The 12760-nt window shown below is 40.3% G+C and carries 9 protein-coding genes; all 9 read right to left on the reverse strand.

The genetic code is table 11. The features are described from left to right. Positions 1-67: 67 nt before the first annotated feature. Positions 68-4543 carry a glutamate synthase large subunit gene (gene gltB / locus EXE09_RS00915; RefSeq protein WP_171405002.1) on the reverse strand — a complete coding sequence of 1492 codons (4476 nt, stop codon included), beginning with the start codon at positions 4541-4543 and terminating at the stop codon, positions 68-70. Between the two features lie 442 nt (positions 4544-4985). Then, on the reverse strand, positions 4986-5861 hold the full coding sequence (locus EXE09_RS00920; RefSeq protein WP_130116038.1) for a hypothetical protein: 876 nt from the start codon (positions 5859-5861) through the stop codon (positions 4986-4988). Between the two features lie 16 nt (positions 5862-5877). Continuing rightward, positions 5878-6957 (reverse strand): 3-dehydroquinate synthase, encoded by a 1080-nt coding sequence (gene aroB, locus EXE09_RS00925; RefSeq protein WP_130116039.1) that lies wholly within the window; start codon positions 6955-6957, stop codon positions 5878-5880. 31 nt (positions 6958-6988) lie between these two features. Further along, positions 6989-7531: a shikimate kinase AroK gene (gene aroK, locus EXE09_RS00930; protein WP_068975062.1), complete on the reverse strand. Its 543-nt coding sequence runs from the start codon at positions 7529-7531 to the stop codon at positions 6989-6991. A gap of 36 nt (positions 7532-7567) precedes the next feature. After that, a complete protein-coding gene (gene pilQ, locus EXE09_RS00935; protein ID WP_165382024.1) occupies positions 7568-9700 on the reverse strand; it encodes a type IV pilus secretin PilQ in 2133 nt (710 codons plus the stop codon). Between the two features lie 65 nt (positions 9701-9765). Beyond that, positions 9766-10296 carry a pilus assembly protein PilP gene (locus tag EXE09_RS00940; protein ID WP_130116041.1) on the reverse strand — a complete coding sequence of 177 codons (531 nt, stop codon included), beginning with the start codon at positions 10294-10296 and terminating at the stop codon, positions 9766-9768. Then, complete coding sequence (locus EXE09_RS00945) at positions 10293-11024, reverse strand: type 4a pilus biogenesis protein PilO (protein ID WP_130116042.1); 732 nt, start codon at positions 11022-11024, stop codon at positions 10293-10295. Before EXE09_RS00945 ends, EXE09_RS00940 begins: the two co-directional genes overlap by 4 nt. Next, a complete protein-coding gene (locus tag EXE09_RS00950; protein ID WP_130116043.1) occupies positions 11021-11656 on the reverse strand; it encodes a PilN domain-containing protein in 636 nt (211 codons plus the stop codon). Before EXE09_RS00950 ends, EXE09_RS00945 begins: the two co-directional genes overlap by 4 nt. Then, positions 11656-12714 carry a pilus assembly protein PilM gene (locus EXE09_RS00955; RefSeq protein WP_087552975.1) on the reverse strand — a complete coding sequence of 353 codons (1059 nt, stop codon included), beginning with the start codon at positions 12712-12714 and terminating at the stop codon, positions 11656-11658. The genes EXE09_RS00950 and EXE09_RS00955 overlap by 1 nt, the downstream gene beginning before the upstream one ends. Positions 12715-12760: the final 46 nt, after the last annotated feature.

The following is a 12760-nucleotide window of genomic DNA, read 5'->3' on the forward strand; positions in this document are numbered from 1 at the left end:
TTTCATACACTTCTGTTGTGTATATCTTCTAAGTTATCCACACCTACCTAAAATTTGAGTAGTGGAATTATTGTGGATCTGCTTTAGTTGTTTTCAAAAGCGTTTGCAAATTGGCTGCTTTTGGTTTCACTAGCCAGAATTTACGGCTATAGAAATCAAACTCATTGCGGATCTTATACGCCCAAGCACTACCTGTTTCAGCAATATGTTCATCTAAGATACGAAGTAGGAACTCTTTGTGTTCTTCCATCGCTTCTGTAGAAATACGGTTTAATTCAATCAATTCGTGGTTATAGTAATCGACAAAGTCATTATCTAAGTCAAGAACATAGGCAAAACCACCTGTCATCCCTGCACCAAAGTTATGACCCACTTTACCCAGTACAGTCACGATACCACCTGTCATGTATTCACAACAATGATCGCCTGCACCCTCGATTACAGCAAACGCACCTGAGTTACGCACTGCGAAACGTTCACCTGCCGTACCTGCCGCAAAGAGTTTACCACCAGTCGCACCATATAAACATGTGTTACCAATAATCGCTGTTTCTTGAGTTTGGAAAGGCGAACCTTTTGGAGGGAAGATCGATACGCGACCACCTGCCATACCTTTACCTACGTAATCGTTAGCATCACCTTCGAGTTTGATATGCAAACCACCCGCATTCCAAACACCCAAGGATTGACCAGCTGTACCCGTCAAGTTCACCACAACTGGATGTTCTTCCATGCTGAGGTTGCCATAACGTTTTGCAATTTCACCCGAAACACGTGCACCAATTGAACGGTCACAGTTGCCAATAGTGAAGTAGAATTCACCGCCCGTACTTGCTTCGATTGCAGGTAACATTTCCGCCACCATTTTCTCTGCAAGAATACCTTTATCGAATGGTTCATTACCTTGTACTTGGCAATATTGCGCCTTACCTTCCGCAGATGGATGCGACTGCAACAATGCACTTAAGTCTAAGTTTGCATGCTTATCTGTTTCACCAGGCAACATTTCAAGTAGATCAGTACGACCAATCAAGTCTTTTAATGATGACACACCCAATGCAGCTAACCATTCACGGGTTTCTTCCGCAATAAAATGGAAGAAGTTGATCAACATTTCAGGTTCACCAATATAGTGTTCCTGACGTAAATGATCTTGTTGCGTTGCAACACCTGTCGCACAGTTGTTTAAGTGGCAAATACGTAAATATTTACAACCTAAAGCAATCATTGGCGTAGAACCGAAACCAAAGCTTTCTGCACCCAGAATGGCTGCTTTAACAACGTCTAAGCCTGTTTTTAAACCACCATCGGTTTGTACACGAACTTTACCACGAAGATCATTGACACGAAGTGCTTGGTGCGCTTCTGAAAGACCTAATTCCCATGGAGAACCTGCATGGTGAATTGACGATAATGGCGAAGCCGCTGTACCACCGTCATAACCTGAAATGGTAATGAAGTCAGCATAAGCTTTGGCAACACCTGCAGCAATTGTTCCTACACCTGGCTCAGAAACCAGTTTCACAGAAACCATTGCTTGAGGATTGACTTGTTTCAAATCAAAAATCAATTGTGATAAATCTTCGATTGAATAAATATCATGGTGCGGCGGTGGAGAAATCAAAGTCACACCTGGTACAGAGTAACGTAAACGTGCAATTAAGCCATTCACTTTACCGCCTGGTAACTGACCACCCTCACCAGGTTTTGCACCTTGCGCCACTTTAATCTGCAACACTTCAGCAGAAGTTAAATACGCAGGCGTTACACCGAAACGACCTGATGCAATTTGTTTGATTTTAGAGTTACGGATTGTGCCATAACGTGCAGGATCTTCACCACCCTCACCAGAGTTTGAACGTCCGCCAATCGTGTTCATCGCAATCGCAATCGCTTCATGTGCTTCAGGTGATAATGCACCCAAAGACATACCCGCAGAGTCAAAACGCGGTAGAATTTCTTCAACTGATTCAACAGATTCTAATGGAATTGAGTTTTCAGTTTTCAATTTCAATAAATCACGGATCGTTGCAATCGGACGAGTATTTACAAGCTGCGCATATTCTTTAAAGTCAGCATAGTTACCTGAACGTACTGCTTTATGTAGAGCATTGATCACGTCTGGGTTAAATGCGTGGTATTCCTTATCAAATACAAATTTCAACAAACCGCCTTGTTCGATTGGCTTACGAGATTTCCACGCAAGTTCAGCTAATTTTTTCTGATCATTTTCAAGGTCAGCGAATGTTGCACCTTTAATACGACTTGGCACACCTGTAAAGCATTTAGCAACCACTTCATCAGACAAACCGACAGCTTCGAATAACTGACCGCCACGGTATGAAGCAACCGTAGAAATACCCATTTTCGAAAGAACTTTGAGTAAGCCTTTATCAATCCCTTTACGGAAATTGGCCTGTGCATGAATTGGGTCGCCCAACAGCTCACCTTTCGCAATCAAATCATTGATCACATCATAAGCAAGGTATGGATAAATTGCCGTTGCACCAAAACCTAAGATCACAGCAAATTGGTGTGGATCACGAGCAAGTGCCGTTTCGACAATGATGTTAGCATCTGTACGCAAGCCAGCATTGATCAAGTGATGGTGGATAGCGCCTGTCACCATAGCAGCATTAGCAGGTAAGAAGCCTTGGCGAATCTTACGATCAGAAATCACCAATAATGTTTTACCATCGCGCACCGCTTGCGCTGCTTCTTCACAAATACGTGCAATCGCAGCCTCAAGACCTTCCGCTTCAGGATAATTCAAATCAAGATCAGCAATTTCATACCCTTTACGACCACAGGTACGAATTTGATGCATTTTAGAGTTTGACAATACAGGGCTTGAAACAATCAAACGATCGGCATGTTCAGGCCCTTGTTCAAATACATTTTGTTCACGACCAAAACAAGTTTCCAATGACATCACAATCGATTCACGTAATGGATCAATTGGTGGATTGGTTACTTGCGCAAACTGTTGACGGAAATAATCTGTCACATGACGTACTTGACGCGACAATACCGCCATTGGCGTATCATCACCCATCGAACCTACCGCTTCTTGACCGCTTTCCGCGATTGGACGAAGCAATTGATCACGCTCTTCAAATGTCACCATAAACATTTTTTGTGCAGCTTTTAGGTCATCACCTTTTAGGCCTTGTTCACATAAATATTCTTCAAGTTCTGGGCTACCTTGAACACGTACTGAATTTTCACGTAACCATTCACGGTATGGACGCATTTTTTTCAGGTGATTACTCACATCTTTCGTGTCGAGCATTTTACCTGTGTGCGTATCAATCACGAGGATTTGCCCAGGTCCAACACGACCTTTAGAGACTACATCTTCTGGCTCATATCCCCATACACCAATTTCTGATGCAAGTGTGATGTAACCATTTTTAGTAATGACCCAACGTGCAGGACGTAAACCATTACGATCTAGCATACAGATTGCATGTCGACCATCTTGGATCACAAGACCCGCTGGGCCATCCCATGCTTCCATATGTTTCGAGTTAAACTCATAGAATGCACGTAAGTCCGCATCTAAAGTCTCAACGTTTTGCCAAGCAGGCGGCACGAGCATACGTAAGGCACGGAATAAATCCATACCACCACATGCTAAAAGTTCAAGCATATTATCCATACTTGATGAATCCGAACCTGTACGGTTCACAATCGGATTCAGCTCAGTAATACCTGGCAATAATGGGTTTTCGAATTTTGGAGTACGTGCGACAGCCCAGTTGCGGTTTGCAGTGATGGTGTTAATTTCACCATTGTGTGCCAAATAACGGAACGGTTGTGCTAATGGCCAACGTGGTAAAGTGTTGGTTGAGAAACGTTGATGGAACACCACAATATGTGAATCCAAACGTTCATCAGCAAGGTCTAAATAGAATTCTGCAATGTATGCAGGCATCATCAAACCTTTATAACTAATCACATTCGAAGACAATGTAGTGACATAGAAATACGGATCAGCTGTTAATTTTTCTTCTGCACGGCGACGCGCCATCAATAACTTACGGTTGAATTCAACCTCAGTCACGCCCATTGGACAGTTAACAAAAATTTGCTCAAATGCAGGCAAAGACTGCATTGCAATCGAACCCAACGCTCCATTATTGGTTGGGACAACACGCCAGCCAATCACACGACAACCTTCTTCTTCTATTTCTTTGGTCAACGTTTGTTTTGCGTGTGCAGCTAAAGCAGGATCTAAATTTAAAAATACAGTACCGACAGCAAAAATTTCACTCAGCGTAATGTCACTAATTTTTTTTGCTTCTTCACGAAAAAATGCTTTTGGCATAGCCAAGAGCAGACCACAACCATCCCCGGTTTTGCCATCTGCAGCAATACCACCACGGTGCGTCATACAACTTAAACTATGAATCGCGGTCTTGACTAAGTCATGACTTGCATCACCCTGCATATGGGCGATCAAGCCGAAACCACAGTTATCTTTAAACTCATCCGGTTGGTATAAACCTTGAGCGGGAGCTACAGTGTTAGGCGATGGCATGTGCATAGCGTACCCTTCTTTTACATAGGCCCATAAGGGCGAAAAACATTCAAACTCTCAATTACGATTTATCAGTATTTCTTAGACCAAGTAATACACTTAGTCAGCATCGTATACCAGTCTGTTTTTTACTTTAATTGCAAAATTGTTTTACCAGTTCCGCACTGAAATAAAGCATCTCAATAGACCAAAATCGCTCACTAACTAAATCAGTTTGCTCCAAAATAGGGACAATCAACTCAATTAGCGCAACAATAAAGCAAAAAATATGCCAACTTATATTTATTCTCACCAAATAACTAAAATATAGAGAATTCATGACATCAGTTTAAAATAGTGAAATTCTAACTCTTATAAAAAGCACTATTATTGTGCAATCTTATATTTATATAACTCATTTCGCTCCATTTTAGAACAAAGAACAACCCAAATCTGGACAAAATTAATTAAATGGATCACTGACCTCATGATCATTCGCTTTTTTCTCAGCAACTTTCTTATCTGATGAACTTTCTTTGGGCACATTTGGTGCTGTTGCCGTAGACTGAGAATTTTGTACATCCAAAACATTCCCAGAAGCATCACGTCGAGTAATCGTGGTTTTTGTCGTTGTCGTACCTGTCGTCGCTGAACCTGTTACAGCTGCCAATGCAGACTTCGCTTGCGCTAATAGTGTTTCATCCACTACAGGAAGTGGCGCAGATTTAAGTCTGACCTCATATAATTTATTCGCACTTGCCATTTCATCTGAACCCAAATCATTCACCAATGATAAATATTTTTCAAACTGTACAGGTTGCGGATGTATGGAAGCAGGTAAATTAAAACCTAACTGCTGTAATTGCGTTTTAGCTTGATCATTACCTTTAAACAAACCATAAGCCAAAACATATTGTTCTGTTTGGTGCTCACCACTTAAACGGAAATAAATAAAGTTTTTACGATCGATTTGTTTCTGTAAGAAACTACGAATAACATCTTCATCAGAAGTTTTAAAAAGTTCTACAGTCCAATTTTTCTTATTGTCTTGAAAAAACTTAGTACCTCGAAACTCAGGATCGTGACTGCCTGCTGCAACCATACGTGTAGTCATTTCAAGTGGACGGACTTCATCCATCAAAGCCCCTAAATGTGCAGTTGCAGCGACTTTTTCAGGTTGAATCTGTACCTGTGATTCTTCAATCGGATTGGCAACTGTGACCAATTCTTTGGTATCTGTGGCAATCCAAAAAACAAACGCAACAACAAGGCACAGCAATCCACCAATCAACCAAATATATTGTCGAATATTTTGCCAATTTGTACGAATTGCTGTCATGTGAAACTAACCTTTACTATATTTGATTCGCTAAAATCGCTTGTTTCATCAACTCCACATCAAAATCTTTAGTAATGATGGCTTGTCCGAGTTGCTTCAATAAGATTAAACGTAATTGACCATTTAATACTTTTTTATCATGCGACATATAAGCTAAAAATTCATCCAGTGGAATTTTAGGACATGCTACAGGTAATTGTGCACGTTGTATGATTTTTTTTGTACGTTCTAGATCATTTTGTGAAATCCATCCCATACGTTGAGACAGATCAGCTGCCATCACCATACCCGTTGCAACAGCCTCACCATGAAGCCATTCTCCGTAGCCTAAATAAGACTCAATAGCATGACCAAAAGTATGTCCGAGATTTAAAAGTGCACGTTCACCTTGCTCTTTTTCATCATTGGCGACGATTCGTGCTTTGTGCGCACACGAGCGATAAACTGCCTCTGCCAATAATTCAGGATCTTGAGCAATCAAACCATCCATATTCTGCTCAAGCCAAACGAGGAATTCCTCATCACCCAGCAAAGCATATTTAATGACTTCAGCTAAACCTGCCGATAATTCACGTGGAGGGAGTGTTTTGAGTTGCGCCATATCAGCTAAGACCACTTGAGGTTGCTGAAAAGCACCAATCATATTTTTACCTAAAGGATGATTAATCCCCGTTTTCCCTCCAACACTTGAATCGACTTGAGATAATAGTGTCGTAGGCACTTGGATAAAATAAACACCGCGTTGAAAACATGCTGAAGCAAACCCAGCCATATCGCCAATCACACCACCACCTAAAGCAAGAACAGTACAATCACGATTAAAGCCTGCCTCAAGGAGTGCATCAAAAATTAAATTGAGATGTTCAATATTTTTATATTTTTCACCATCTGACAACACACAAACTGATACTTGCTTACCCAGTTGTTCTATCGCTTCAACATAATGTGATAAATACAAAGGCTGCACTGTTGTATTGGTCACAATCATCACTTGTCGCCCATGAATATAGGGTTCTAGCAATTGTTGTGGATTTAAATGACTACCGATAAAAATTGGATAACGACGTTCACCCAGTTCAACATGTAAAGTTTGCATGATCCTGCCAAATTACGATTTAAGTTATTGATTAAGCAATTTCTTTCGAAACGATAAGTTGCAATATTTTATTTGCGAGATCTCTAGCCGCACCTTGGTTGGTTTCAATAATATAGTGCGCCACTTCTCGATAAAGCGGATCTCGAGCTTTAAGTAAGTCTCTTAACTTTTGCTCTGGATTTTCCACTTGCAATAGTGGACGATTTTTATCGCGATGCGTACGTAATAATTGAATTTCAACAGGGGTATATAAATAAATCACGATACCTCTATTTTTTAGATATTCTCGATTCATGATTTGCGTGACTGCACCACCACCAGTGGCAACCACTAGATTCTTTTGTGATGTTAAATCATCGATGACGATTGTTTCTCTTGTACGGAAACCTTGTTCGCCTTCTTTTTCAAAAATCCAAGGGATAGATGCACCTGTTTTACGTTCTATTTCATGATCACTATCTAAAAACTCACGCCCTAACAGTTCAGCCAAATGCCGACCAACTGTGGTTTTTCCTGCTCCCATGGGCCCCACCAAATAAATATTTGGCAGGGTTTCAAACTCTTTGCTTGGCAAGGAGTCACCTATCGAATTGCTTTCATTAAAACTATATTAATGATTTCTCGTACGACTGTCATTAACAATTCTAGGTGTAACAAAGATTAATAACTCTTGCTTGCTCTCTGTTTTCGCATCTCTACGGAATAAACGCCCTAGATAAGGAATATCACCTAAGAAAGGAACTTTAGTTTGTGTATTGGAAGTCGACTGTTCAAAAATTCCACCAAGCACCACTGTTTCACCATTATCAACAAGTACATTGGTATTAATTTCGTTTTTGTTCAGAATTACTTCACCATTCGGTGCTGTACCACCACGCGAATCACTGGTGATGTTTAACTGCATCTGCACCTTACCATCAGGCGTAATACTTGGTGTCACATCTAAACTCAACAGCGCTTCTTTAAAAGAGGTTGTTGCTGTCGCTGTTCCACCTGCAGTTGACGTAGTTTGATATGGAATTTCTTGACCCGAAGCTACTTTAGCTTTTTGCTTATCTGCTGTCAGTACTTTTGGCGTAGAAATCACTTCACCATAACCATCAGACTGTAATGCAGATAGTTCAAGATCTAACATAAAATCAGACATACTGATTAGACCGAAGGCAATTTTACTCGCACCTTCTGATGTAACGCCTAAATCCACATTCAAATTATCAGGACGAGAAATTGTATATTTACCATCGTCATCTGGCTCACGTAGATCCCACAACGTAGTATCACTACCGCCAACCAATAAGTCGTTATTACGAGTTACACCTTGAGATAAAATCCCCCACTTCACCCCCATTTCTTTGGTAAAGTCAGTTGTCGCACGAACAATACGCGCTTCAACCATCACTTGCTTGACGGATACATCCAATAGATCAATCATTTTACGAATCTGATCAATTTTTTGTGCTGTATCATTAATAATCAACATATTGGTACGTGGATCAGTGGAAATTGTTCCTCGCGGACTTAACAAAGAGCCGACACTATCACCTAAAGCATCTACACCAGAACCAGAACTTGAAGAAGATGTATTACTATTTTTCCCTTGGACAATCAGCTTTTCAATATCTGTTGCTTTCGCATAGTTCAGTTGCACATATTCAGTTTGTAATGGTGCAAGTTTGATACTTTGCGCATAAGCCTTAGCTTCGTCTTCTTCTGCTTTAATCAACTCAGTAACAGGTGCAATCCAAATCACACTACCATTACGACGCTTATCTAAATTCTTAGTTTTTAAAATAATATCAAGTGCTTGATCCCATGGCACATCTTTTAAACGAAGTGTAATATTACCTTGCACCGAATCCGCAGCCACCATATTGATGCCTGTAAAGTCAGCCAATAGCTGCAACACACGACGCACTTCAATATCTTGGAAATCTAAAGAGATTTTCTTACCTGTATATGACTGACTTGAACTTGGACGGTTAATCTTATTTTCTGCAGGGCGCTTCAAACTGACTGTTAATTTATTTTCAGCTTGATATGCCATATATTCATAGCTACCAGAAGTCTGAATCGTGATCACACCATTCGAACCATCATTGTAAGCATCAACCGTTGACGCTGGCGTTGCAAAATCATTGACATTTAAACGGCGAATCAAATGCGCTGGAAGCTTATTACCCAAAGTACGAATAACGACTTTGCTTCCTTGTTGCTGAACATCTACAGGTGTATTTGCTCCAGCAAGACTCACTACAACTTGACCTTCACCAGCATTACCACGCTGAAAACCAATATCAGAGATACCTTGGCTTTGTTTGGTCATATTCGATGAAGCATAATTTGGTAATGCTGTTGCTTGATTGGCATTGTTAATTTTTAAAATAAACGTATTGCCTTCAACACGGGTTGTAAAATCACCACCTTTATTTAAATTCACCGTTAAACGTGAACGTTGATCATCTGCTGTAACATCAACACTTGAAGCTTCATCACTGGCTACAGGAATCGATGATTGAGCGATGTTCTGTTTTGCATTATCAAAGTCCAAAATCAATCGTGACGGACTTTCTAACTGATAAGCTTGTGGCTGTGGAGGTAAGCCATTAAACATCACGCGAATTTCTGTACCTTGCCCAGGTATTTTCATTGGCACGACATTGGTCATGGTTGTTTGTGCCGTTGCAACCTGCATCACTGCAATTGAAACAGCTGCCATAGTAAATTGGCGAAGCTGACTATTCATAAACTGACCATCCCCACAAAAGATACGTTTCAAACCGTTTTTCATTTTTATTCCTTTATTCCGTGTTAATCCACTGGACCAATTAGAACTAAACTGCGTGGTCGCTCAATATATCCCTCTCGCCCATCTGGAACAATTTCCAATAAATCAATGCGAGTAGGGGTAATTTCTACAATACGACCCTGATTCATTCCCATATAATTGCCACGTTGTACACGCTCAATTTCCCCATCTGGAGTTTGAATCAAACCAACCGTTTGCCCTGCGCTTCCTTTCATACTTCCTTTCAATGATAACGACTCTAAAGGATAACTTTCGAGTGGTTGTTGTTGTCTAGAAAAATTAGGATATACACGTTTGCCTGACATAATTTTTAGCTCATTGGCCAATGAACTTGGTAAAAATGGGCTACGTAACTGTTGCGCTGAATAATTAAAGCTTGGCACTGGATTAAATGTAGGTGCTGGTTCAATCGGTATCGGTGGTTGATTACGAATATTTGCCATTTCTTGATTTACAGCATCTATACGAGAATCACATCCCGCCAATAACATCGCAAATGAAGCACCACAAATTAGTTTAATGTGCTTTTTCATTGTGGCGCCCCTCCTTGCGGTGGTGTCGCTGAGGCATTGGTATTACCTGCCCCTTGTCCATCAGCACCAACATAACGGTAAGTTTTTGCTTTAATTGTATAATCTATAACAGGCACATCTGATTTTTTATCTGGGCTTGGTACACCTGAAATTGTGAAATCATGTAAAGTTACAATACGTGGCAAAGCAGCAATACTACTTACAAAACTACCAAATGAATGATAATCACCAGTCGCATCTATCGAAATTGGCTGTTCAATGAAGAATTCTTGCTTAACTTCTTGTTCCAATCTGATATTTTTAAATTTCAAACCTGAACTCACACCAGTCACGTTAATATCTTCAACTAGACTTGGAATTTCTGTCTCTTTCGGCAATTGTTCTAATTGCTGATTAAAATTCGCTTCCATTTGTTGCAGTTGCATTTGATATTGTTGCAAATTGCGTAATTTAGAATCTTTTTCTTTAAATTCATTCAGTAAATTTTGCTCAACCGTACGTGCCTGATCAATCGCTTCAAGTTTCGGCTTAATCGCTAAAAAGTAACCAATTGCACAGACCACAAAAAATAAGAATAACCAGCAAGTAATCCTAACTGACAACGGCCAACTGCCGTAATTATTCATATCCAGCGTATTAAACTGTTGAAAAAATTTCTCAACGGTCATTTTATTTTTCTTTGGAGCATCAACAGATGAATCTAATTGCTCAAAATCTTCACGACTCATTTTGCACCCCCAGCAGCTTGTTCAGCTTTCGTTGCATCTCCATCTGTATTAGATGCGATTTCACCCAAATCAACAGTCACCACAAAAGATCCATATGATTCTTCTACTCGTGGAATCACAGAAGTTGGTGCCTTATTTTTATTTTCGTCAGCAGCCAAGAATGAATTCATAAATGCATTACGATACCATTCTGAAGCTTCTAATCCACGTAAAAACTCCGCTACCGTATTTGGACTTTCAGCTTTCCCTTCAATCGTGAACTTATCACCAGCACGACTAAATTTAGTGATATACATTTGTGCAGGGACAACACGTACTAATTCATCCACTAAACGAACAATGACTGGACGCTGACCTTGCAAACCTTGAATTAACTTCATGCGCTCAATAATCGCATTACGACGTTCTTGTAGGCCATCTAAGGTTTTTAATTGTGTATCCAAGTTTTGGTTGGTACTAGTAACCAATTGGTTGGCTTGTTCTTGATCTTCTAGTTTGTGATCAAAATAAAACCATGCCAACAACACTGAAACCAAAGCAACTAATGCAACCCCAACACAAACTGCGACAAATTGTTTCTTTTTCTGCTCTCTTAGCTCATCTCGCCAAGGGAGTAAGTTAATCTTTGCCATTAATCAAAACTCCTCAAAGCTAAGCCACACGCAACCATTAATGATGGCGCATCATTCTCAATTTTTTTCAAATCAATTTGTGGTGAGAATCCCATTTGCAAGAAAGGATTTGCAATCGTGACACGGTAGCCTAATTTTTGTTGTAATAATTTAGATAAACCTGGAATATTGGCATTCCCCCCTGCCAATAAAATATGATCAATTTCATTGAATTGAGAAGATGAGAAGAAGAACTGTAGTGAACGCGCTGCTTGTTGAACCACAGCTTCTAAAAATGGCATTAACACTTCAGTTTCAAAGTCATCTGGCAATGTACGATCTTTCTTCGCACGCCCAGCTTCTTCATACGACAAACCATAACGGTTTTGTACGTCCTGCGTCAGTTGCTTTCCACCAAATACTTGTTCACGGGTATAGATAATTTTGCCATTTTGCATCACTGATAACGTCGTCATGGTATGACCGATATCAAGGACACCCACAAGATTTGCACCGATTGGCAATGTATCTGAAAAAACAGCAAAAGCTCGTTCCATCGCATAACTTTCGACGTCTGCAATTTTGGGCGATAAACCTGCTATTTCTAAAACTTCAACGCGAGATTCAATATTCTCAGCGCGGGTTGCAACCAAGAGTACATTAACACGGTTTGGATTTGCCAATTTATCATTGAGAACTTCAAAATCTAGGCTAACTTCATCGAGTGGGAATGGAATGTACTGCTCAGCATCCATTCGGATCTGAACTTCCCGTTCTTCATCAGACATGTCTGCATCCATCTCGATGACTTTGTGAATCACCATAGACGTAGGTACAGCAACCGCTACATTTTGCGATTGCGGATTGGCAAGATTCACTGCTCGTTCCAATGCATCCGCAACTGCTTCAGGATTAAGAATATTTTTCTCGACCACACTTCCCTCAAGAAGCGGACTTAATCCGTAGCTTTCAACCCAGTAACGACCGTTTTTAACAGAGAGCTCTAAAATCTTTACAGTAGTAGAACTAATATCTACTCCTATTAACCCCTTATTTGGCTTACGATATAGTCTAAGCACGATACATTTCCTATTATTTTTTTATCCCCAATAAATAACACAAACC

It is taken from the genome of Acinetobacter sp. WCHAc060025, assembly GCF_004209355.1.
In the GTDB taxonomy this organism is placed as follows: Bacteria; Pseudomonadota; Gammaproteobacteria; order Pseudomonadales; family Moraxellaceae; genus Acinetobacter; species Acinetobacter wuhouensis.

Bases quoted from the DNA above. Each gene is read 5' to 3' on its own strand.
- pilQ (WP_165382024.1), bottom strand. From the start codon at position 9,700: ATGAATAGTCAGCTTCGCCAATTTACTATGGCAGCTGTTTCAATTGCA.
- aroB (WP_130116039.1), bottom strand. From the start codon at position 6,957: ATGCAAACTTTACATGTTGAACTGGGTGAACGTCGTTATCCAATTTTT.
- EXE09_RS00950 (WP_130116043.1), bottom strand. From the start codon at position 11,656: ATGGCAAAGATTAACTTACTCCCTTGGCGAGATGAGCTAAGAGAGCAG.
- EXE09_RS00920 (WP_130116038.1), bottom strand. From the start codon at position 5,861: ATGACAGCAATTCGTACAAATTGGCAAAATATTCGACAATATATTTGG.
- EXE09_RS00940 (WP_130116041.1), bottom strand. From the start codon at position 10,296: ATGAAAAAGCACATTAAACTAATTTGTGGTGCTTCATTTGCGATGTTA.
- gltB (WP_171405002.1), bottom strand. From the start codon at position 4,543: ATGCCATCGCCTAACACTGTAGCTCCCGCTCAAGGTTTATACCAACCG.
- EXE09_RS00945 (WP_130116042.1), bottom strand. From the start codon at position 11,024: ATGAGTCGTGAAGATTTTGAGCAATTAGATTCATCTGTTGATGCTCCA.